The following is a 21,617-nucleotide window of genomic DNA, read 5'->3' as shown; positions in this document are numbered from 1 at the left end:
ATGTTGTTCAAGGCTCGCAGTACCAAGCTTTGTAAGTGTGGTGCAGATCTATCTGAATCAGCCCTGTGCCTGGCCCCCGAAGCTGTAAGACGACAGCAAGGATGGTTGGAGCGAGGCTCTGTATCAAGGGCTTTGATAGCCGCAGGGCACAACCTGGATCTCCAAATGCGATCAGAGCTCATTCTGTTGTTTGCTCGTTTTGTCGGTCGTGACGGTATGGGTAAAACCGGCATCGATACGCGTGTGCTTCATATGGATATGGCAGCCGACGTGATGACCCAAGTAGCAGATGCGCTGTTTGGTGGGACCGAGGGCTTTACCAAGTTCCTCGACACGTCTTTTTCGGTGAGCGCCTCTGAGCAGGGAGAACGGCGGCTAAGTCGATTCTATAAAGCGTTCTACGGGTCTTTTGAGGATGGCTGCTTCGACCCCTACAAGCAACTGCTGGAACAGTATCTCAATGAGCACTGGCCAAAGGCTTTGAGCCGCCGGAACTCACTCTTCAAGGATCGAACCATCCAGTCCCACCCATGGCTCGCGCTGCAAGCTGCTTGCCGAGAGTTCGCAGTTCCCAAATCCCACATGAGGCGTGCTATTGCGGATGATGATGTACGCAGTATGTCAGTACAGGGGCCAAAGCGAGTATCGGTACTGGTGTGGAAGCCGGACGTGGTGAGGCTTAAGGTATGGCTGGCCGACTCCCTAACAGCTAAGGATGCGGCTGACTATCTCGGCGTTACCAAGAAGCAGTTCGGACAGCTACGCCAGAATGGATATATCACATACCAGAAGGCTCCAGGATCAGCCTCTAGGGGCGTTTGGGCCTTTTCAATGGCGCAGTTGTCCGGGTTTCTGAAGTCGCTTGCTCACAGCAGTTCAGCACCTCTCGAGGCTATGACCATGAATCAGGCGCTGAGGCGGTTTCGAGCAGGGGTGAAAGAGCCGTTGGTGATCATCATCGAGGCGATCAAGCAGGGCTTGTTGGGTGCATATGCGTCGAGCCCAAAGCCAACAATCCGGGAGCTGGTTTTCGATAGTCACCAGTTCGAAGATTGGTATCGGGAGCGATCTTCCGATTCTCAGCTCTTTTCGATAACCGAAGCCGCGAAGCGTATGGGGATTCATCAGGAGTTTGCTTACCAGCTCGCCAATACAGGTCTTCTTGAAACATATTCCAGCAACCATTCGTCGGGGCAACTGGTCAGCCAGCACTCGATAGACAAGTTCTGCTCGGAGTATGTTTTGCTGCGTGACCTGGCCCGAGAAGCCGGTCGGAGTTCGGCCAGTGTGATGAACGACTTGGCTTCTCGGGGGATTCAGCCGATTGATGCTGTTTGGGATCAGCAGATGCGGCAGAAGGTGTACCTAGCTAGCAACCTCAGAGGTTTCTTGCGTGGACTCTGTATTTCGAGCGTTGGAGCTGGATGATTGTTCGTTGGCCTCGGCCTTGATCCGTTTCCTATTGGCTAGATACGCAGCTGTTTCAACAGCCGTCAGCCTTCGGAAGATCTCAGTGAATGACGAAATTGCAAAGATTATGAACTGGAGAGCAAACACCAAGAATATTTTTTGACCTTTTATAATCTCGTCGATACGTGCCGCGTCGGCTGCATTGGTGAACGAATCGCAAATACTGGCGATGGTTTCGGTCTTTAGTTGAGTCTCTTTAGCTGCTGACTCAGCACTGAATGTTTCCTGTGAGCAGGTTCGTGCGGTGAACCGCCAGTCTTTGGTGAGATTGTAGGGGGAGTTGTACGCTTGGTCATGATCCAGCCAGATCCATTGGGATTCGCCTTTGAACTTGATCAACGCAGCATTTCTTAATCCCAGGTCGAGCGGCGGGACCGACACCAAAGCAAGCGCAATCCCCAAAAGCATGAAGCCAACAGCTTGGGTTCTAGTCGCTTTCTTTATTTCCAGCTTTTCAATGTCAAACCAGCCCTTAAGGCGGGCGAATTTTTTATGGTCCAGGTCATATTCGTCGAACCATTTAATGAGCTTATGAGCGTCATCTAACGATTTGGCTTTGAAGTTGAAAATCGCATTAAAACGCTCAAGTTCCTTATTGCGTCGCCAGAATTCGGCAAGGGTGTCGTCTTGGTACTCTGAGCGACCTACAAGTAATGCATACAGCCTGCTTACAAAACCATATGAGGTTCCTGCTCTATAGTGGAAAAAGAGTCGCAATCCGATAAAAGAGACTACAAGTATGGCCATATTCAACAACGGGCCGGGTAAGCCCGAGATATCAATGGCCATTCCGAAAACAGATTCTTCCATGATGATAACTCCTTGTGTATCAGATGGTTTCGAATCGCATAGACTACCGTGTAGCACGCCTCAGCGGAATCACTTCTGAGCCGGGGGGGCCAAGGAGGTTACGAGATGAGTTATCGGCGTCTAACAGAGCAAGAAATAGAAGATCTCAGGAATGAGATGAAGCGGGCAGGCCAATGGGTGAAAGAGGAGCTCAAGCGCCGGAAGCAGAGTAAAGATTCAGATCTTCAGGAACCGAGTTCTCCAGCTGACCCGAAACCACTGCGGGAAAAGCCATAATCTCCTTGGAATTGCTCAAGTCATCAGATGTGTTCATAACTAACTGAAATTTAAGGTGTTTCATGAGTTATGAGATTTCGTAAGATTCATTGCAACATTGATGAGATTTTTCGTGCGCACGAAGGCCGATAAGTGGCTGTTTTCATTGAATGGTGATTCTCAGTAGGAGTGAGATCCGACATCGACGCTGTCAGCCCGATATAAAAAAGCCGCTCCCTGTGAGCGGCTTTTTGTTTTTGGGCGGAAGGAGTTGCACGTTCCACGTGAAACATCGAGTCTGTGTATCAGTGGTTTTGGCCACGAAAAGATCGTCGCCACTCGCTGGGGGAGATGGCAAAGCGGGCACGGAAGTGATTGCGCAGGGAGGTGGCACTCTTGAAGCCAACCAGCTCGGCGATGCGATCGATGGAATGGCCGCTTACCTCCAGCAGCTCCTGACTGCGCCTGAGCCGTTCCGCCAGCAGCCATTCACCCACCGAGAGGCCGGTTGCCTGATGAAAACGGCGGGTAAAGGTGCGTCTACTCATTAGGGTGAGGTCTGCCAGAGAATCCAGGGTGTGGGGTTCGGCCAGATGGGCACGCAGGTGGTCGAGCAACTGGTTCATCCGGACATCGCGGGTGGAGGCGGGCACCGGCTGCTCGATAAACTGGGCTTGGCCCCCTTCCCGGTGAGGCGGGATCACCAGCCGCCGCGCCACCTTGTTGGCGATGGCCGAGCCGTGGTACTGGCGTACCAGATAGAGGCAGCAATCCAGCCCGGCGGCAGTGCCTGCCGAGGTGACCAGCCCCTCGTCATCCACATAGAGAGCATTGGTATCGAGTTGCACGCAGGGAAAGCGGCGGCAGAAATCTTGTTCGTACTCCCAGTGGGTCGATGCCTTGTGATCATTGAGCAGCCCGGCGTAGGCGAGAACATAGGTGCCGAGGCAGAGTCCGACCAGCCGTGCGCCTCTGGCTCTGGCGACAATCAGGGCATCGAGCAGTGCTGCGGGTGGCTGTGCTGCCGGGTCGTGCCAGAAGGGGATGACGATGATCTCAGCCTCGGCCAGCACCTCCAGCCCATGAGGAGCCTGAATGGTGAAGCCTTGCGCCGAGTGTGAATGAGGGTTGCCATCACCGCAGCAGATCTTGAGCTCGAACAGCTGCTGGCCCGGCAGGATGTCTCCGAAGATGAGGCAGGGGACGGCGCAGTGAAAAGGGCTGAAGTGATCGAAGGTCACCACGGCAACGATCGGGGTGGGCATTATGTTGGCTCCTCTCTGCGCGCAGACACTCATCATAAACGTCAGGCTGTGAAAGCCGAAGGGCCATGTCTGGCATGGGCCCTCCTGCGGGTCACAGCGATATCTCCTCGCCATCTTGCGGCACCCGTACCCGATCCATCATGCCCCGTTCCGCCAGATAGTCGCGCAGTTCCTGGCGCGACAGCACGGCGTGGTTGACCGCCTCCATATGGCTGGCGATCAGCGTGGCTTGCGGTGCGGCCTGATAAACGGCGGCGACATCCTCCTTGCCCATGATGATGGAACCGAGTCCGGGCACCTGTGCATCGCCACAGTTGAGGATGATGACCTCGGGCTGATGCTGTTGCAGGGCTTGCTCGACCCGGGGATGCCAGATGGTATCACCGGCCAGATAGAGGCTCTGTTCATCGGGGTGGGAGAAGACCACGCCGCACACTTCTCCCATTCGCTCGCTCAGTACCGCCATCAGTTGATCGCTGCCGTGCTGGCCACCGGTCTGCTGCAGATGAATGCCGGCAAACTCGGGCTGGTCGCTCAGCAGCCTCACATCCTCAAAGCCACTGGCACGAATGGCATCGGCATCTTTCTGATGTTGTACCAAGAGCGGCAGATGTTTGGGGATTAGCGCTCTGGCGGCATCATCCCAGTGGTCGGGATGGTCGTGAGTGACGATCACGGCATCCACATCGACCAGCTCATCGATCGGTAGCGGCAGCTCGACCAGCGGATTGCGCAGATGGCTGTTGGCGGTGCCCTCAAAGCCGGGGAAGACCCCTTTGGCCGAGAGCATGGGGTCGATCAGAAAGCGGGTGCCGGCATAGTCGAGCAGCAAGGTGGCGTTACGAACCTGGGTAATCTTCATGAGATGGCTCCATGTTGGCTGGTGGATATGCAACCAATTATGGAGTGCGGAGCGCATTGCCATCAGTGGCCCACGGGTCGATTATCATCACTATCGGGCCAACAGGTTGATGTTCTACAGGTCGGTGCGGCCATTTAAAAAATTTGAAAAAATCCCCTTGAAAGGAAAAAGTGAGCCCCTATATAGGTAACAAGGCCGGAACGCTCGACAGAGGTTTCGACCAGGCGCCCGTCCATAAGGAGGGCAAACAATCCGTTATCGCTCACAAGAGGGTAATACTATGCGTTCTATCGACTTTTCTCCGCTCTATCGTTCTGCCATCGGTTTCGATCGTCTGGCCAATCTCATCGAATCTGCGGCCAGCAATGGCAATGCCGGTTATCCCCCGTACAACATCGAGCAACTGGGTGACAACGACTACCGCATCAGCATGGCGGTGGCGGGCTTTACCCAGGAAGAGCTGGAGTTGAGCTTCCAGGAAAATCTGCTGACGGTGAAGGGCAACAAGCAGGCCGATACCGGGCGCAACTATCTCTATCAGGGGATTGCCGAACGTGGTTTCGAGCGCCGCTTCCAGCTGGCCGACTATGTGCGGGTGAAAGGGGCCGACCTGAAAAACGGCTTGCTGCACATCGAGCTGGTGCGTGAAGTACCCGAGGCGATGAAGCCGCGCAAGATTGAGATTAACGGCTGATAGTCTGAATTCACTGAAATTTTAAAATTTCCCGGGTGCCGATGACGGGCCTGTGGAGAGTTGAACCTGTTGCTTATTAGAAGGATAGGAATATGCGTAACCTCGATTTTTCTCATCTCTATTCCAACGCCGTCGGATTCGAGCGGATGGCCCGTGAGCTGGAAGGTCTGTTCGAGCAGAAGACCGCGGCTTACCCCCCTTACAACATTGAAAAGCGCGATCAGGATGGCTATCGCATTACGGTCGCCGTGGCTGGCTTCGAGCGCGAAGAGCTGGAGCTGGAGACCGAAAACGGCACCCTCAAGGTGAAGGGGCGCAAAGGGGCTGCGGCCGGTGAGCGTCAGTTCCTCCATCAGGGGATCGCCGAGCGCGACTTCGAGCTCGCCTTCAAGCTGAGCCAGCATGTGGAAGTGCAGGGTGCCAAGCTGGAGCATGGTCTGCTGACCATCGATTTGGCGCGCGAACTGCCGGAGGCGCTCAAGCCCAGAGCCATCCCCATCGGCAAACCCGAGCAACTGGCGCTACCCGGCTAAGCAAACCGGATCGCGATAAACAAGAGAGGCCTGCATCTGCAGGCCTCTCTGTTTTTGGCTGGCCGGACTGACTTAGCCAGCGTAGAGGGCGTTGATTTCGTCGGCCAGAATGGCGATGCCGCGGCGCACCAACTCCTCGCTCTGGGAGTAGTTGAGGCGGATGCACTCCTGGCTGTGGCGCCACTCGGGGTCGTCGATGCCGGGGAAGAAGTAGTGACCCGGCACGATCAGCAGGTTCTTCGCCTTCAGTCGCTCATAGAGTTCCTGACTGTGGATCGGCAAGCCTTCAAACCAGAGCCAGAGGAAGAGGGCGCCTTCCGGCTTGTGGATATGGAAGCGTGGGTCGGGGATCGCCTCGCGCAGCAGTTGCACCGCCAGCTCCGCCTTCTGCTGATAGAAGGGCTTCACCACCTGTTCGCTGAGGGAGATGATCTCGCCGCTCTCGATCATCGGGATGGTGATGGCGGGGCCCAGACTGCCCGGCGCCAGATTGATGATGCCGCTCAGGTTGGTGATGGCCTGAATGATCTTCTCGTCGGCGATGACGATGCCGCAGCGGGTGCCCGGCAAGCCGAGCTTGGAGAGGCTCATGCAGAGGATGGTGTTGGTGTTCCAGAATGGCTTGGCTTCGCTGAAGATGATGCCCGGGAAGGGGACGCCGTAGGCGTTGTCGATCAGCAGCGGAATCCCCTTGTCGCGGGCGATCTGATCGAGGTGTTCGATCTCTTCGTCGGTCAGCACGTTGCCGGTGGGGTTGGTTGGGCGAGAGACGCAGATCACCCCGATGTCGTCACCTACCCGCAGGCTCTCGAAATCCACGTGGTATTTGAACTGGCCATCGGGCAGTTTCTCGAGGGTGGGTTTGTAGGCCACGAAGTAGTCGTCGGCCAGCGCCGAGTCGGCATAGCCTATGTATTCGGGGGCGAGCGGGAACAGCACCTTCTTCTTGCGGCCATCGGCAAATTCGCCGGCCAGCAGGTTGAACAGGTAGAAGAAGGCATTCTGGCTGCCGTTGGTCAGGGCGATATTGCGGGCCGAGATATCCCATCCCAGCTCCTTGCTGAGCAGGGCTGCCAGCGCTTTGGTGAACCTGTCTTTGCCCTGTGGGCCGTCGTAGTTGGCCATCGCTTTGATCAGCTCGCCGTTGTCGAGCAGGCTCTTGGCCTCGGCCTGAAAGCGTTCCAGCATGGCGGGGATGGGGGCCGGATTGCCGCCACCCAGCATGATGGCGTCCGGATTGGTCAGCCCCTGATTGAGGTCATCCATGAGTTGGGTAATACCGGCGTGGCGAGTGAACTTCTCGCCGAACAAGGAAAATTCCATTCGGTGACAGATCCAGAGTCAGTTACGAAGATGTAGCACCATAGCTCAGTTTAAAAGCGGGTGTCGATCAAAAAGATGGGACGTTCCACGTGGAACATGGTGCAAAAATCAAGCGTGGTTAAAAGCACCAACTGTTGGTTTAAAATTGACCGAGCGGGATGCATTTTGCGACTCAATTTGGTATCGCAAGATAGTTAATTTAAACAAAATCATCATGTTATGAATTGTGTGAGGATTGGCACAACTATTGGAATAGCTATCTGGTCATCTCAACCATACCGGAGCAAACCAGATGAAAAGCCTGATCGCCACCCTGATTGTGAGTGCCCTGAGCCTGAACGTGATGGCCAACGAAAATCCGCGGCCCGAGCTGGAGAGTGCCCAGCTGGAGCAGGATGTGCAGAGCGAGTTGCAACAGGCATCCCATGCCGTGGTGAAGGATGCGTTGCATAACCTCAAGCCGCTGGCGCTGGATACCCTGGTTGTGGAAGCTAGTCAGGCTGTGGCGACTCACCCCGAGAGTTGAGGTAGCGCAGGGGGGTCTGTCCCGTATGTTGTTTGAAGAAGCTGATAAAGGCGCTGTCGCTGGAGAACTCCAGCGCAGCGGCAATCCGGCTGATGGGCTCGCTTTCTGCCAGCAGCTCCATGGCACGCAACAGCCGCCACTGCTGACGCCACGCCTGATAGCTCATGCCGGTCTCCCGCATAAAGATGCGGCCAATGGTCTTGTCACTGGCACCCACCCGCTCGGCCAGCCGGTTGAGCCGGTCGGGCAGGGCATCCCCCCGTTTCAACTGCTGTAGCCAGTCGCCCAGTCTGGGATCCGTCGGCAGCGGCAACTGCCACGACTCCCGCGGTGTCTGCCCCAACTCCTCCATAAACAGTGCCACCGTCCGTTGTTGCTGCTCTTGCGGTTTGTCCCACGGCCAGAGCGCCATCCGTTCGATCAGTTCGTGCAGCAGCGGATTGACCGCCAACACCTCTACCGTGCCGGGCAACTCGGGGTGTGGCTGGAAGTAGAGAGAGCGGTAGGCCACCACACCACGCATCAAGATCCTGTGGGCGGTGCCCGCTGGCAGCCAGGCAGCGCGGGTGGGCGGTAGCAGGCAGACCCGACCTTCCAGCTCCATGGTCATGCAGCCGGATTGGGCGAACAGCAGTTGATGGCGCTGATGTTGATGCAGACCCGAGTCGTGCCAGCCGAGGGCGGAGGCAATGCCGATAACGCTGCCGGTCAGCTGGTCAGGGTCAAAAGGGTGATCGGGAAGAATAAAGGCCATATGTCTGATTTTTGATGTTTATAGTCCTGTTTATTGTAATCAGACAATCGGCGTCTCTCTAGAATGGCGACCTCTTGTGAAGGAGGTTTGTCATGAACAACAAGTTGCCACCGCTCTGGCTGGTGGTGGGATTGATGATGTTTCCCCAAATTGTGGAGACCATCTACAGCCCGGTCCTGACCCACATCGCTACCGAGTTTCAGGTGAGCGAAGGGCAGGCATCCCAGACCCTGTCGGTCTATTTTCTGGCGTTTGCGGTGGGCGTGGTCTGCTGGGGACGGCTCTGCGATCTGATTGGGCGGCGTCCCGCCATGCTGGCGGGTCTGCTCACCTATGGTGTAGGCACCCTGCTGGCGCTGCTGGTCAATCAGTTTGAAACCCTGCTGCTGGCCCGGGTCATCTCGGCCTTTGGCGCCGCGGTGGGCTCCGTGGTGACCCAGACCATGCTGCGCGATAGCTATCAGGGGAGCGATCTGGCGCGGGTCTTCTCGGTGATGGGCATAGCGCTCTCCCTGAGCCCGGTGCTGGGGTTGCTCTGTGGCGGCCAGCTGGCGAGCGGGTTTGGCTATCTCGGGGTGTTCAGCGGTCTGCTGGTCCTGGCGGTAGGCTTGCTGCTGGTTGCCTGCTGGCAGCTGCCGGAAACCCGCCCGGCCACCACCCGGAAAGTCGCACTCTGGCCGCTGGCGTGCCGGATGATGAAGGATGGCGGACTCTGGTGCAGTGCCATGCTGGTCGCCCTGTTCAACACTATGCTGTTTGGCTACTACAGTCTGGCCCCATTCCTGTTTGCCGGATTGGGATTGAGCACCGGCGAGTTTGGCTATTCGGGGATCTTGCTGGCGCTGGCGACTCTGCTCGGCAGCCTGCTCAACAAGCATCTCCTGGGGAGGGGGTGGCTGCCGTCATCTCTGGTCAGACTGGCTTGCGCTCTGGCGCTGGTTACCGGGCTGCTGGTATGGGCGACTCAGGGCAGCCTCTGGTTCCTGTTGCCCATGATGGGAATCGTGGTGGCCTATGGGGTGGCGATCCCCAATGTGCTGAGTCAGGCGCTGTTGGCCTATCGCGAGGTGGCGGGTAGTGCTGGCGCCCTGTTCGGGCTCGGCTACTACCTGCTGCTCAGTCTGGGGTTGGCGGTGGCGGCCGGATTGCAGGATCTCGGCCTGTTGCTGAGTGGCTGCGGTCTGTTGGTGCTGCTTTGCAGCGGGCGTTGTTCCACGTGAAACGTCAGTTGCCGATAAAGCGGTAGCCGATACCGGATTCGGTCTCGATAAGCGTCGGTTGCTGGGGGTTATCCCCCAGCTTTTTGCGCAGACTGGCGATGACGATGCGCAGGTAGTGGGTGTCCTCCTTGTGGCTCGGCCCCCAGATGTCGTTGAGCAGCTGGGTCTGCATCACCAGCTTGCCGGGGTGGCACACCAGCGCCTGCAGCAGGGCGAACTCCTTGCGGGATAGGGGAATCTCCTCGTCTTTCATGGTCACCTTGTGGCTGCTGACATCCAGCGTCAGGCCGCATTGGGGGAAGTGGCGCCGCTCGCCACTGCTGACGCCAGCCCGCTGGCGCAACAGCACACGGATGCGGGCCATCATCTCGCCGATGCCAAACGGCTTGCTCATGTAGTCGTTGGCACCGGCATCCAGCAGCCGCACCTTCTCCTGCTCCGAATCGCGGGCCGACAACACCAGCACCGGATTGGGGTGGTGTTCGCGAATGGCCTGCAACACCTGAATGCCATCGCCATCCGGCAGACCGAGATCGAGGATCACCAGATCGGGGTTGAGGTGGCGATACTGCTCCAGCCCTTCATTGACCCCCACCGCCTCACTCACCTGATGCCCCTCGGCAATCAGGCTGATCCGCAGAAAGCGACGGATCGCCGCTTCATCATCTATGACCAGAATGTGCGCCATCGAACCTCCAGAGGCGAATGGTGGGAGGGGCTGAGTGACCCAAGCTGGCGGTCAGCCATCATACCTCCGGTGAATTGAGGGCGAGCGGCAGGGAGATGCGGATGCAGGTTCCGTTGCCATTGGGGCCGGAGAAGGCCCAAATCTTGCCGCCGTGGGCCTCTATCATAGCGCGGGAAATGGCGAGGCCAAGTCCGGTGCCACGGCTACCGCAATCGCCCACCGGCTGGGTGTAGAAGAGGTTGAAGATCTTCTCCCGATCCGATTCGGCGATACCGACCCCGATATCGATGATGTCGATGATGAGGTCGGGTTCGGCCACCATTACCTTGAACTCGATGGGGGTGCCTGCCGGCGAGTAGCGAGAGGCGTTGTCGAGGATGTTGACCAGCACCTGCTCGATCAGGGCGCCGTGCACATAGAGCTGGGGCACATGCTGATCGAAATGGACCAGCAGCTTGTGCTGGCGCCAGGAGGAGTCGAGCCGCTTACGGGCGCTCTCCACCAGATCCGCCAGATCGACCCAGTCCCGTTTCAGCTGGAAGTCGGGGGAGCCGATGCGGGTCATATCCAGCAGATTCTGCACATAGCTGTGCAGGCGGCGCGCCTCCTCCTGCACCGAGTGGAGCAGTTCGTCACGGTCTTCGGCGGGGATCCGGTCACCATATTCCAGCAGGGTGCTGCCAGCCCCCATGATGGTGGCCAGCGGTGTCTTCAAATCGTGGGAGACCGAGGAGAGCAGGGCGGCGCGCATCCGGTCGGTCTCCGCTTGCAACTGACTGTCGGCCAGCCGCTCGTTGAGGTCGATCCGCGCCAGCGCGGCGCGAATGTCGGTGAGCAGCGCTTGTAGCTGGTGTTCGGCAGAGGAGGAGAGCGGATTGGCCAGCGTTATGCCGATCACCAGATCATCGCTGAGGTGGTGATACTGGGCTTCGGCGGCATTGAGAGTTGCGGTGTGGGCTCCGGCGCTTTGCTTCTGGGCCAGACACCAGTCGATGGCCGCCTTGTCGGTCTGGCCTGGCCTGTGCTTCTCGTTGCCGAGCCTGTCGTTGAACTCCTTGTCGATCACCACGGTCGGCTGGCCGAGCGCCAGTGAAATGGCCTGGGCACCTTGTCTCAAAACCTCCTCCGGGCTGCTGGCAGTGGCCAGCCCCTGACTGAGGGAGAGCAGGGCATTGCCCAGCTGCTGGGTCTCTCGTAGACCGATCAACTGCTGGCGCTGACGGGAGGCGAGCCGTCCCGCCGTCATGCCGACGATAAGCAGCACAAACAGGGTGAGCAGATCGCTGTGGTTGGCGACGCTCAGGGAGAAGTAGGGGGCGGTGAAGAGCAGATTGTGGGCGATAAAGCCCAGCACAGCCGCCAGCGTGGCGGGTACCAGACTGGTGGTGAGGGCCGTCGCCAGCACCCCCAGCACGAAGATGAGCGGTAACGCTGCGGGGGGCAGCCAGTAGGAGAGCCCCCAGGCGGCGGCCGAGGTGATCCCCATGATGGTCACCGCCAGCAGGCTGTGGTGAATATCCTTCGGCGTCGGGACGCGCATCCCTACTTCGGGCTTCTGCTTCTCGGTATCGACCAGCGTGATTTCGAGCCCCTGAGCCTGCTTGAGCAGGTGTTGCACCAGCGAGCGACGCCACGGCGCCTTGTGGGGTTTGCCGAGCAGCAGCTGGGAGACCTGCTGCTGTTCGGCGGTCTCCAGCAGGGTGTTGGCGACCGCCGGACTGGAGAGGGTCAGCACCTTGGCACCGAGGTGGGAGGCGAGCGCCAGCGCCTGCTCCACATCGGCCGAGCGGCGGCCATTGCTGTCGACATGCACTACCAGCCAGGGGAGTTGGCGGCGCTGGGCAAAGCGGTGGCCGTAGCGCACCAGCGCCGAGCCGTGCAGGTCACCGAGGCAAACCATCAGCTTGCCCCGTAGCGGCAAGGTGCTCTTGCCTGCAGCCTGCCACTGCAGTTGCAGATCGCCCTCCACATGGCTGGCGGCGGTCTGCATCGCCAGCTCCCGCAATGCGGTGAGGTTGTTGAGGGAGAAGAAGGATTGCAGGGCAGCCTTGGCCTGATGGGGCACATAGACCTTGCCCTCCTTGAGGCGGCCGAGCAGCTCCTTGGGGGGCAGGTCGATCAGCACCAGACTGTCGGCTTCCAGCAGCACCTGATCGGGCAGGGTCTCTTTCACCCTGACCCCGGTCAGCTGCCACACCAGATCGTTGAGGCTCTCCAGATGCTGCACGTTGAGGGTGGTGTAGACGTCAATCCCGGCGTTCAGCAGCTCCTCCACATCCTGCCAGCGCTTCTCGTGGCGGCTGCCGGGGGCGTTGCTGTGGGCCAGCTCGTCCACCACGGCGATGGCCGGTTTGCGGGCGAGCAGGCCGTCGAGATCCATCTCTTCCAGTCGCTGCTGGCGGTGCATGTGGATCTTGCGCGGCATGATGGCGAGCTTGTCGAGCAGGGCCAGGGTCTCCTGCCGGCCATGGGTCTCCACCACGCCGATCAGGATGTCGACCCCCTCTTTGGCCTGTTCCCGCACCGCCTGCAGCATGGCGTAGGTCTTGCCCACGCCGGGAGCGGCCCCGAGAAACACCTTCAGCTTGCCCTTGTGCTCCTGTTCCAGGCTCGCCAGCAGGGCGTCGGCCCTTACCTCATCACGCATCCCCATGCTCCTGCATCAGATTCGCCAGCAGGGCGTCGGCGCTTGCTACATCAGCCATTGTTATCCCTATCGAGCCAACCGCCCGTTTCGAAAATCGAGGTCATCACCAAACCGGAATGGGCGCCATCAGGCGCCCTTTTTATGATCCAGTTGCAGATTCAGCTGGAGAATGTTGACCACCTGCGGGCCAAGGATACCAGCTTGTGTGGCCGACTTGACCTGCTCCGTCAGTTGGGCGGGATCCAGTCCACGTTCTTTGGCGACGCGGTCGACCTGAGCCAGCACCGCATCCAGTGGCAGGTGGGGATCGAGGCCGGAGGCGGAGCGGGTCAGCATGGCGGGGGAGCTGGTTCCCGGCTGTGCCTTGGCGGCCTGTTCGGCAAACTCAGCCCGCAGCGGTGAGCTCATCCCCAGATTGCTGGCGCTGCCGCCAATGGTGTTGAAATCGCTGGCGGAGGGACGGGGATGGAAATAGTCAGCCCGCTCGAATTTCTGCCCCAGCAGGGCGCTACCGATCAGTTGCTGCTTGCTGTCGGTGAGCTGGCTGCCGTTGGCCTGCCAGGGGAACAGCAGCTGTGCCAGTCCGGTGACCGCCAGCGGGTAGGCGACCCCCAGCAGCAGGGTGAGGGTCAACAGGGTTCTGATTGCTATCATGATTCGCTTGCTCCAAAAAGATGGCTGGGGATGCGGGTCTGCCCCGCATCCCGGTTATGTCGTTACACCAGACCCAGGCCGGTAATGACCAGATCGATCAGCTTGATGCCGATAAAAGGCACCAGCAGGCCACCGACACCGTAGATCAGCAGGTTGCGGCGCAGCAGGCTGGCGGCCGAGCCTTTCAGGTCGACACCACGCAGTGCCAGCGGCACCAGCGCCACAATGATCAGGGCGTTGAAGATGGTGGCCGACAGGATGGCGCTCTGCGGGCTGCCCAGCTGCATCAGGTTCAACGCCCCCAGTTGCGGGTAGGCGGCGATGAACAGGGCTGGCAGGATGGCGAAGTACTTGGCCACGTCGTTGGCGATGGAGAAGGTGGTCAGGGCGCCACGGGTCACCAGCAGCTGTTTGCCGACCAGCACCACGTCCAGCAGCTTGGTGGGGTTGGAGTCGAGATCCACCAGATTGCCCGCCTCCTTGGCTGCCTGGGTACCCTCGTTCATGGCCAGACCCACATCAGCCTGTGCCAGTGCCGGTGCATCGTTGGCACCGTCGCCGCACATGGCAACCAGACGACCATCGGCCTGCTCCTGCCGGATATAGGCGAGCTTCTTCTCCGGCGTCGCTTCGGCGATGAAGTCATCCACCCCGGCTTCGGCGGCGATGGCGGCGGCGGTTTTCGGGTTGTCACCGGTGATCATCACGGTGCGGATCCCCATATGGCGCAGGATCTGGAAGCGAGCCTTGATACCGGGCTTGATGATGTCCTTGAGGTAGACCACCCCCAGCAGTTTCTCCTGAGTGCATACCAGCAGCGGGGTGCCACCCTGACGGGCGATGCTGTCGACTGACTTGATCACCAGCTCAGGCACCGCCTTGCGGTCGAGGCTGAGGTAGTTCAACACGGCATCCACCGCACCCTTGCGATATTGATGACCGTTGCGATCCAGTCCGCTCAGCCGGGTCTCGGCGCTGAAGGGGATCACCTTGTCGCTCTCCAGCTGGATCGGCTTGGCCATGCTCTTGCTGGCCAGAGTCAGGATGGATTTGCCCTCCGGGGTATTGTCACCCAGCGAGGCCAGCATGGCGGCTTGTGCCAGCAGGGCGGGGTCGACGCCCGGTGCCGGGATCAGTTCGTCAGCCATCCGGTTGCCGAAGGTGATGGTGCCTGTCTTGTCCAGCAGCAGGGTGCGCACGTCACCAGCCGCTTCCACGGCACGGCCAGACTTGGCGATGACGTTCAGCTTCACCAGTCGATCCATACCGGCAATGCCGATGGCGGAGAGCAGGCCACCGATGGTGGTCGGGATCAGGGTGATGAAGAGGGCGATCAGGTAGAGACGCGGGACCTGGGTGCCGTTGTAGTCGAGGAACCAGGGCAGGGTGGCGACCACCAGCAGGAAGATCAGGGTCAGACCCACCAGCAGGGCGTCGAGCGCCATCTCGTTGGGGGTCTTCTGGCGCTTGGCCCCTTCCACCAGTGCGATCATCCGATCCAGCGTACTTTCGCCCGGATTGTTGCTGACGCGTACCCAGATCTCGTCGGAGACGACCGTCGTGTTGCCGGTCACGCCGCTGCGATCGGTACCCGACTCGCGGATGACGGGGGCTGATTCGCCGGTGATGGCCGCCTCGTTGACCGAGGCGATGCCAGCGACAACTTCGCCGTCGGCCGGGATCATCTCGCCGCTGCGTACCAGCACCAGATCCCCCTTCATCAGGCTGGTGGCGGGCACCCACTCGCCCTGACCATCTTTGGCATTGATCACCCGACGGGCCTTGAGCTGGCTCATGCCCGCTTTCAGGCTATCGGCACGGGCCTTGCCGCGTCCCTCGGCCAGAGTTTCTGCGAAGTTGGCAAACCAGAGGGTCAGCCAGAGCCAGGCGGTCAACTGCCAGGCCAGCGAGGGAGCAACCCCCGAGAAGGGCTGCCCCAACAGCGATTCCACGGTGGCCATCACGGCAGCCAGCCAGAGGGTGAACAGGATGGGGCTGCCAAACAGCGCCTTGGGATTGAAGCGATAGAGGGCCTCAACCATTGCCTGGATGATCTGTGATTTCTGTTTTTTGCCCTTCACCAACATGGTGTCGGTGCTCATTGCAGTGGACTTGCTCATTGGAAAGCTCCCAGCATCAGATAGTTGGCCATTGGCATCCGGATGGTGATCGACAGGGTCAGGTTCATCAGAGTGCTCCTCCGATCAGGCTCAGATGTTCGGCCACCGGGCCCAGTGCCAGCACCGGCAGGAAGGAGAGGCCACCTATCAGCAGGACGGTGATGATCAGCAGGGTAACGAACAGCGGGCCGCTGATGGGGAAGTCCCCTTCGCTCGTCTCCTGACGGGGCGCACGGGCCAGCTGACCGGCGATGGCCAGTACCGGAATGATGTAGCCGAAGCGACCGAGCAGCATGGCCAGACCGATGGCGATGCACTGCCAGTTGTCACCGGCGGCAAAACCGGCGAAGGCGGAGCCGTTGTTGCCGGCAGCCGAGGCGTAGGCATAGATGAGGCGTGACAGACCGTGGGGGCCATCATGGCCGATGATGGTGTTGGCATCCGGCATCAGCAGGGTGACACCACCGATCACCAAAACCCCCACCGGCATTACCAGCATGCTGGCAACCACCCACTTCATCTCGGTGATGCCGAGCCGTTTGCCCAGATAGGTCGGGGTACGTCCCACCATCAGTCCACACAGGAACACGGTCAGCAGCACGAACAGCATCATGCCGTAGATACCGGAGCCGACCCCGCCGAAGATGACCTCGCCCAGCAGCATGTTGATCATGCCCACCATGCCGCCGAGCGGAGTAAAGCTGTCGTGCATGGCGTTGACGGCACCGTTGGAGGCGGCAGTGGTCGCCACTTCCCAGATGCTGGAGAGCACAGGGCCGAAGCGGCTCTCCTTGCCTTCCCAGTTGCCAGTCATGTTGCTGGCGTCAGTGGTGAGCTGGGCGAGGGCGTGATCCGGTTTCAGCTCCTGAGAGAGGGAGACGAAGAGCCCCAGCACCAGTATGAGGGTCATGGCACCGAGAATGGCGCGGCTGTGGGCCATGTCCTTCACATAGCGGCCCAGAGTAAAGACCATGGCGGCGGCGATGGTGAGCAGGGCGACCATCTCCAGCCAGTTGGAGAGGGCTGTCGGATTCTCGAACGGATGTGCCGAGTTGATACCGAAGAAGCCGCCGCCGTTGGAGCCCAGCTGCTTGATGGCGATCTGCGAGGCCGCCGGGCCGAGGGGCAGCAGTTGCTCCTGACCTTCCACACCGTGGAACGGCAGATAGGCGGAGAGGCTTTGCGGCACCCCTTGCCACACCAGCACCAGCGCCATGATCAGCGCGATGGGCAGCAGCACATAGAGGCAGAAACGCACCAGATCCTGCCAGAAGTTGCCAAGGTTGATGGTCTGCTGGCGGGCGATGCCGCGGAACAGGGCAATGGCGACGGCGGCGCCCGTCCCTGCGGAGACGAAGTTCTGGGTGGTCAGGCCAACCATCTGGCTGAAGTAGGAGAGGCTGGCCTCACCGGAATAGGCTTGCCAGTTGGTGTTGGTCATAAAGCTGACCGCGGTGTTGAATGCCAGTTGCCAGCTCAGACCCGGCAGTTGTTGCGGGTTGAGGGGCAGCAACCCCTGCGCCATCAGGATCAGGAACAGCAGACCGAAACCGGCGCCGTTGAAGGCCAGCAGGCTGAGGGCGTAGGACTTCCAATCCTGCTCCCGCCCATCGGTGCCACAGCAAGCCAGCGTGGCGCGCTCGACCGGTGCCAGCCAGCGGATTTTGCCTTCAAATACCCGGTAGATGTAGTTGCCCAGCAGCGGTGCCGGCAGCAGAACCAGCAGCACGAAGGCCACCGGATAGATTATTTCTTGCCACATGTTCTAGTTCCTCACTCGTGGTCACGGTGCGTCAGGGCACGCATTGGATTGCTCACGAGGCTCGGCAGTTTGCTGGCCACCGGGTAGATAATTTCTTGCTGCATCTAGGTAGTCCCTCACTCGTGACTGCGCGTGAGTGCGCACATCAGATAGGCCATCAAGGCGAGGACAAGCAGCAGATATAGCCAATTCATATCGACTCCATTGAGATAATTAGCTGCGAGAGCCGATGTAAGACCATATCGACTCTGTTGGTGTCATTGACGCTGAAAAGGGTATGTAAAACAGGCGTAAAGGCGCCATAAAGCGCCATGTGGCAGGCGTAAAATCGGCGTAAAGAACGACGGATTTGCGAGAGAAATAGCGAGGAGGGATCAAAAAACCCGGCCTGAGCCGGGTTTGGGGGAAGGGGTTACATGGCTGTAGACGCCTGCTGCTCGTGACAGGCCAACTTCATCTACCCTTAACGCATAGTGACAGACTCTTCCGCGCTGGTGGGATGAGGCATGGGAACGCAGTTGTTGAAGTTGGCCTGATAATGACAGGCCAACTTCAAACGTACCTATCGCATTGTCACGAACTCTTCTGCACTGGTCGGATGGATAGCCACGCAGTTGTCGAAGTCCGCTTTGGTGGCACCCATCTTCATGGCGACGCCGAAACCTTGCAGGATCTCGTCCATGGCAAAGCCGATACCGTGCAAACCGACCACCTTCTCTTCCGGGCCGACACAGACCAGCTTCATCCGGGTGGGCTGGCGATGCTGGGTCAGTGCCGAGTACATGGCGGTGAACTGGCTGCGGTAGACCTTCACCTGGTCCTCGCCGTATTCGGCGATGGCTTCAGGTTCGGTCAGGCCTATGGTGCCGATGGGCGGGTGGCTGAACACCACGGTCGGCACCAGATCGTAGTTGAGGTGCTCGTTCGGCTTGTTGTTGAACAGCCGCTCGGAGAGGCGACGGCCCGCAGCGACGGCTACCGGGGTGAGCTGGATGCGCCCCGTGTTGTCACCCACCGCATAAATGTTGGCGACGGCGGTGTTCTGGAACTTGTCGGTCGGGATAAAGCTCTTCTCGTCCTGCGTGATGCCTGCGGCAGCCAGATTGAGGTTGTCGGTAGCCGGTACCCGGCCGATGGCCCAGATCAGGCAGTCGACGGTGAGATGGCGACCATCTTCCAGTTGCAGGGTCAGGCTGTTGTCAGCGTTCTTGAGCACGGCCTTGGGAATGGCGTGGGTGTGCAGCTTGGGCCCTTCCTGCGCCATGATTTCGACCAGTGTCTCGTGGATCATGGGGTCGAAGTTGCGCAGCGGCGCGTGCTTGCGCACCACCAGATGGGTCTCTGAGCCGAGCGCCTGCATCACCCCTGCGATCTCGACCGCGATATAGCCAGCACCCACCACGGCAACCCGCTTGGGTTGGCTTTGCAGGTCAAAGAAACCGTCGGAGTCGATACCCAGCTCGGCACCCGGGATCGCCGGAATTTCCGGGCGGCCACCGGTGGCGATCAGGATGTGATCGGCCGTGTAGTGCTCGCCATTGACCTCGATGGTGTTGCTGCTGACGAAGCGGGCGAAGCCCTTGATGACGGTGATCTGGTTCTTGCCCAGCACGTTCTGATAGGACTGGTGAATGCGGCCTATGTAGGCCTGGCGGGACTCGACCAGCTTGGCCCAGTTGAAGTGGTTGAGGGTGGTGTCAAAGCCGTAGTCGGCGCCATATTTCAGGGCATCGGCGATCTGGCCTGCATACCACATAGCCTTCTTCGGTACGCAGCCTACGTTGACGCAGGTTCCACCCAACTCTTTGGCTTCAATCAGGGCAACTTTCTTACCGTACATGGCAGCCCGGTTGGCAGAAGCAATACCGCCGCTGCCGCCGCCGATGGCGATATAGTCAAAATGCTGTGCCATTGCGAGGTTCTCCGCTCATTAAGAATGCAATCACAGCATGATGGGGATAAAGCGGCTGGCTCACAAGAGCCAGCACTCAGTTATGTTGGATCGGCAGGCGAATATGGAACTGGGCGCCCTGGCCCGGTTCGCTGGCACAGCTGATACGGCCTTTCAGCAGTTGCACCACCAGGTTGTAGATGATGTGGGTGCCCAGACCGCTGCCACCCTGACCCCGCTTGGAGGTGACGAAGGGATCGAAGATGCGCGGCAAGATTTCGGGCGGGATGCCGCGGCCATTGTCCGAATAGTCGATAAACAGCTCCTCTCCCTGCTGTTCCACCTTGATGGTGATCTTCTTCGGTTTGTCCCAGTTGTCGAACCCGTGGTTGATGGAGTTGAGGATCAGGTTCGAGTAGATCTGGGTAAAACTGCCCGGGAAGGAGAATATAGACAGCTTGGGATCGCACTGGATATCCACTTCGCACTGGCTCTTCTTCAGTTTGTGGCCAAGCGAGACCACCACCTGATGGAGGTTGTCGGCGAGGCTGAAGTTGTAGCGTGCTTCCGATGACTGGTCGACCGCCACCTGCTTGAAGCTGGCAATCAGCTCGGAGGCGCGCCGCAGGTTGCTCTGCAGCAGCTGCATCGACTCGTCGAGGTTGACGGTGAACTCGTTGAGATAGGAACGCGACAGCTGTTTTGACTCTATATGAGATTTGAAATCGGCAACCCGTTCCTGCAGGTAGGAGGAGGCGGTCACACTGATGCCGATTGGGGTATTGATCTCGTGTGCCACCCCGGCCACCAGCGAGCCGAGGGAGGCCATCTTCTCCGACTCCACCAGGGTTTGCTGGGCTTGTTTCAGGTCGTCGTACGCCTTGCCCAGCTGGTTGTTGGCTTCGCTCAGGCTGCGGGTACGCTCCACCACTTTTCCTTCCAGCTGCTCGTTGAGCTGGATTATCTCCCGCTCGACCTTTTTCAGCTGGGTGATGTCGTAGCCGAAGCCGATCTGGTACTTGAGGTTCGGCCCTTCATAGAAGGGTACGAAGGTCCACTGCAGCACCAGCTCGTGGGCCTGCTGGTCATGCATGATGACCTCTTTGTCCGCCAGTGAACCTTCCGCCGCCAGAATATCGTTCAGCTCTTCCCGTTGCGCCGGGCTGACAAAGAGATCCAGCCAGTTGTGTTGCAACAGCTCCTGCTGGTGGTAGCCGGTCAGCAGTATGGCTGCCGGGTTGATGCTGGCGATGGTCAAGTCTGGTTCCATGCAGCAGATGACCATGTTGGCGGAGTTGATCAGGGTGGCGGAGAAATCCCGCTCCTGTTGCAGCTGTTCCACCGCCTGATGACGAGCGACCAGCTCGTCACGTAGCCGGGTGCGCATCTGGTTGAGGGTGGATACCAGGGTATCCAGTTCGTCGGGTTTCTTGCGCGGCTGCGGGCGGCCTTCCAGCTCCAGCGCCATGTCGAGCCGATCGAGGTTGAACTTCTGGGCGTAGTTGGCGATGCGGTTGATGTGCCTGACCACCAGATAGTAAATGATGATCAGGATACAAAATGAGACCACCAGGGTCTTGATGGTCTGGCTGACCATGATCAGCACCGATTTTTCGATGAGGCGCTGGTAGATCTGCTCGAGAGAGGCGGCAACGAACAGCTTGCCGACAATCTCCCCCTGATAGGTGAGGTTGAATTCTCGGGAGATATCATAGCTTTCCCGCTCGACCCCCTGGGTCAGCAGCGGGACTTCGGAGTTGCCGAGCATCTCCTTGACCATCACGAACTGCATATTGGGCAGGTTCATGATCCCTTCAATTTGCACTTTGACCTGCTCTTCATCCAGGTTCCACAAGCTGGCGGCGATGGGTTGCAGGAACGAGGCCTCGATCTGGCCGATGCTGTCTTCGATGACGGCAACATCCTTGCGGTAATCCCAGGCGAGTTGCAGCGCCGTAATGATCATCGCCAATACGGTACTGCAGACCAGAATGTAGGAGAGCAGGCGATATGAGAGTCCGTTGCGGCCTACGGCCCTGGCGGTCTTGGTGAAGAGTCCTGACATGGCGTCCTTGCGGTCTGGATGTGGTGTTTTTTAGTTTAACTGCTTCATGCACTTATGTCGTCTTTCCTGCGAAGCATA

The 21,617-nt window shown here is 59.2% G+C and carries 17 protein-coding genes; 5 read left to right on the top strand and 12 right to left on the bottom strand.

The window, feature by feature from the left end; genetic code table 11:
• Positions 1 to 165: 165 nt before the first annotated feature.
• A complete protein-coding gene (locus G5193_RS18490) occupies positions 166 to 1,428 on the top strand; it encodes a hypothetical protein (protein ID WP_421206850.1) in 1,263 nt (420 codons plus the stop codon).
• On the opposite strand, the gene G5193_RS18485 is transcribed toward G5193_RS18490, so the two are convergent.
• The 3 genes from G5193_RS18485 to G5193_RS18475 all read right to left on the bottom strand — a co-directional run bounded on the left by G5193_RS18485 (position 1,366) and on the right by G5193_RS18475 (position 4,662).
• Positions 1,366 to 2,280 carry a DUF6216 family protein gene (locus G5193_RS18485; RefSeq protein ID WP_421206791.1) on the bottom strand — a complete coding sequence of 305 codons (915 nt, stop codon included), beginning with the start codon at positions 2,278 to 2,280 and terminating at the stop codon, positions 1,366 to 1,368. The two genes, G5193_RS18490 and G5193_RS18485, sit on opposite strands and share 63 nt — an antisense overlap.
• Positions 2,281 to 2,840: 560 nt before the next feature.
• Positions 2,841 to 3,800 (bottom strand): helix-turn-helix domain-containing protein, encoded by a 960-nt coding sequence (locus tag G5193_RS18480; protein ID WP_421206789.1) that lies wholly within the window; start codon positions 3,798 to 3,800, stop codon positions 2,841 to 2,843.
• A 91-nt stretch (positions 3,801 to 3,891) separates the two neighbouring features.
• Positions 3,892 to 4,662 (bottom strand): MBL fold metallo-hydrolase, encoded by a 771-nt coding sequence (locus tag G5193_RS18475; RefSeq protein ID WP_421206787.1) that lies wholly within the window; start codon positions 4,660 to 4,662, stop codon positions 3,892 to 3,894.
• A 280-nt stretch (positions 4,663 to 4,942) separates the two neighbouring features.
• On the opposite strand from G5193_RS18475, the gene G5193_RS18470 reads away from it, so the two are divergent.
• Together G5193_RS18470 and G5193_RS18465 are read left to right on the top strand one after the other, a co-directional pair.
• Positions 4,943 to 5,356 carry an Hsp20 family protein gene (locus tag G5193_RS18470; protein ID WP_005339298.1) on the top strand — a complete coding sequence of 138 codons (414 nt, stop codon included), beginning with the start codon at positions 4,943 to 4,945 and terminating at the stop codon, positions 5,354 to 5,356.
• Between the two features lie 92 nt (positions 5,357 to 5,448).
• Entirely contained in the window at positions 5,449 to 5,889 is a 441-nt protein-coding gene (locus G5193_RS18465) for an Hsp20 family protein (RefSeq protein ID WP_005339297.1), read from the top strand.
• Positions 5,890 to 5,961: 72 nt separating this feature from the next.
• Here G5193_RS18465 and G5193_RS18460 read toward each other — a convergent pair whose 3' ends face one another.
• Positions 5,962 to 7,212: a valine--pyruvate transaminase gene (locus G5193_RS18460; RefSeq protein WP_421206785.1), complete on the bottom strand. Its 1,251-nt coding sequence runs from the start codon at positions 7,210 to 7,212 to the stop codon at positions 5,962 to 5,964.
• Positions 7,213 to 7,504: 292 nt separating this feature from the next.
• Between G5193_RS18460 and G5193_RS18455 the strand changes: the two genes are divergently transcribed.
• A complete protein-coding gene (locus G5193_RS18455) occupies positions 7,505 to 7,738 on the top strand; it encodes a hypothetical protein (protein WP_100652158.1) in 234 nt (77 codons plus the stop codon).
• Here G5193_RS18455 and G5193_RS18450 read toward each other — a convergent pair.
• Positions 7,704 to 8,492: an AraC family transcriptional regulator gene (locus G5193_RS18450; protein ID WP_421206783.1), complete on the bottom strand. Its 789-nt coding sequence runs from the start codon at positions 8,490 to 8,492 to the stop codon at positions 7,704 to 7,706. The two genes, G5193_RS18455 and G5193_RS18450, sit on opposite strands and share 35 nt — an antisense overlap.
• Before the next feature lie 92 nt (positions 8,493 to 8,584).
• On the opposite strand from G5193_RS18450, the gene G5193_RS18445 reads away from it, so the two are divergent.
• Positions 8,585 to 9,712, top strand: a complete 1,128-nt coding sequence (locus G5193_RS18445) for a multidrug effflux MFS transporter (protein ID WP_421206781.1) — start codon at positions 8,585 to 8,587, stop codon at positions 9,710 to 9,712.
• 4 nt (positions 9,713 to 9,716) lie between these two features.
• On the opposite strand, the gene G5193_RS18440 is transcribed toward G5193_RS18445, so the two are convergent.
• The 7 genes from G5193_RS18440 to G5193_RS18410 form a co-directional block, all read right to left on the bottom strand.
• On the bottom strand, positions 9,717 to 10,400 hold the full coding sequence (locus G5193_RS18440; protein ID WP_005357169.1) for a response regulator: 684 nt from the start codon (positions 10,398 to 10,400) through the stop codon (positions 9,717 to 9,719).
• Positions 10,401 to 10,458: 58 nt separating this feature from the next.
• Entirely contained in the window at positions 10,459 to 13,047 is a 2,589-nt protein-coding gene (locus G5193_RS18435) for an ATP-binding protein (RefSeq protein WP_421206779.1), read from the bottom strand.
• Positions 13,048 to 13,173: 126 nt separating this feature from the next.
• Positions 13,174 to 13,701 carry a potassium-transporting ATPase subunit C gene (locus G5193_RS18430; RefSeq protein ID WP_150995758.1) on the bottom strand — a complete coding sequence of 176 codons (528 nt, stop codon included), beginning with the start codon at positions 13,699 to 13,701 and terminating at the stop codon, positions 13,174 to 13,176.
• A 62-nt stretch (positions 13,702 to 13,763) separates the two neighbouring features.
• Positions 13,764 to 15,821 carry a potassium-transporting ATPase subunit KdpB gene (kdpB, locus tag G5193_RS18425; protein WP_421206776.1) on the bottom strand — a complete coding sequence of 686 codons (2,058 nt, stop codon included), beginning with the start codon at positions 15,819 to 15,821 and terminating at the stop codon, positions 13,764 to 13,766.
• A gap of 67 nt (positions 15,822 to 15,888) precedes the next feature.
• Positions 15,889 to 17,583, bottom strand: coding sequence for a potassium-transporting ATPase subunit KdpA (gene kdpA / locus G5193_RS18420; RefSeq protein ID WP_421206774.1), 1,695 nt, complete (start codon positions 17,581 to 17,583; stop codon positions 15,889 to 15,891).
• A gap of 562 nt (positions 17,584 to 18,145) precedes the next feature.
• Complete coding sequence (gene gorA, locus G5193_RS18415; protein WP_421206772.1) at positions 18,146 to 19,495, bottom strand: glutathione-disulfide reductase; 1,350 nt, start codon at positions 19,493 to 19,495, stop codon at positions 18,146 to 18,148.
• 76 nt (positions 19,496 to 19,571) lie between these two features.
• Positions 19,572 to 21,539 carry an ATP-binding protein gene (locus tag G5193_RS18410; protein WP_421206770.1) on the bottom strand — a complete coding sequence of 656 codons (1,968 nt, stop codon included), beginning with the start codon at positions 21,537 to 21,539 and terminating at the stop codon, positions 19,572 to 19,574.
• Positions 21,540 to 21,617: the final 78 nt, after the last annotated feature.

The sequence above is a fragment of the Aeromonas sp. 601027 genome (genome assembly GCF_049174455.1).
Taxonomy (GTDB): Bacteria; Pseudomonadota; Gammaproteobacteria; order Enterobacterales; family Aeromonadaceae; genus Aeromonas; species Aeromonas veronii_A.
Note: the sequence above shows the minus strand (reverse complement) of the source record. Positions and strands in the feature narration are given on the sequence as shown.

Coding starts and splice junctions, on each gene's coding strand:
- G5193_RS18490 (WP_421206850.1), top strand. CDS start 166: ATGCGATCAGAGCTCATTCTGTTGTTTGCTCGTTTTGTCGGTCGTGAC.
- G5193_RS18485 (WP_421206791.1), bottom strand. CDS start 2,280: ATGGAAGAATCTGTTTTCGGAATGGCCATTGATATCTCGGGCTTACCC.
- G5193_RS18480 (WP_421206789.1), bottom strand. CDS start 3,800: ATGCCCACCCCGATCGTTGCCGTGGTGACCTTCGATCACTTCAGCCCT.
- G5193_RS18475 (WP_421206787.1), bottom strand. CDS start 4,662: ATGAAGATTACCCAGGTTCGTAACGCCACCTTGCTGCTCGACTATGCC.
- G5193_RS18470 (WP_005339298.1), top strand. CDS start 4,943: ATGCGTTCTATCGACTTTTCTCCGCTCTATCGTTCTGCCATCGGTTTC.
- G5193_RS18465 (WP_005339297.1), top strand. CDS start 5,449: ATGCGTAACCTCGATTTTTCTCATCTCTATTCCAACGCCGTCGGATTC.
- G5193_RS18460 (WP_421206785.1), bottom strand. CDS start 7,212: ATGGAATTTTCCTTGTTCGGCGAGAAGTTCACTCGCCACGCCGGTATT.
- G5193_RS18455 (WP_100652158.1), top strand. CDS start 7,505: ATGAAAAGCCTGATCGCCACCCTGATTGTGAGTGCCCTGAGCCTGAAC.
- G5193_RS18450 (WP_421206783.1), bottom strand. CDS start 8,492: ATGGCCTTTATTCTTCCCGATCACCCTTTTGACCCTGACCAGCTGACC.
- G5193_RS18445 (WP_421206781.1), top strand. CDS start 8,585: ATGAACAACAAGTTGCCACCGCTCTGGCTGGTGGTGGGATTGATGATG.
- G5193_RS18440 (WP_005357169.1), bottom strand. CDS start 10,400: ATGGCGCACATTCTGGTCATAGATGATGAAGCGGCGATCCGTCGCTTT.
- G5193_RS18435 (WP_421206779.1), bottom strand. CDS start 13,047: ATGCGTGATGAGGTAAGGGCCGACGCCCTGCTGGCGAGCCTGGAACAG.
- G5193_RS18430 (WP_150995758.1), bottom strand. CDS start 13,701: ATGATAGCAATCAGAACCCTGTTGACCCTCACCCTGCTGCTGGGGGTC.
- kdpB (WP_421206776.1), bottom strand. CDS start 15,821: ATGAGCAAGTCCACTGCAATGAGCACCGACACCATGTTGGTGAAGGGC.
- kdpA (WP_421206774.1), bottom strand. CDS start 17,583: ATGTGGCAAGAAATAATCTATCCGGTGGCCTTCGTGCTGCTGGTTCTG.
- gorA (WP_421206772.1), bottom strand. CDS start 19,495: ATGGCACAGCATTTTGACTATATCGCCATCGGCGGCGGCAGCGGCGGT.
- G5193_RS18410 (WP_421206770.1), bottom strand. CDS start 21,539: ATGTCAGGACTCTTCACCAAGACCGCCAGGGCCGTAGGCCGCAACGGA.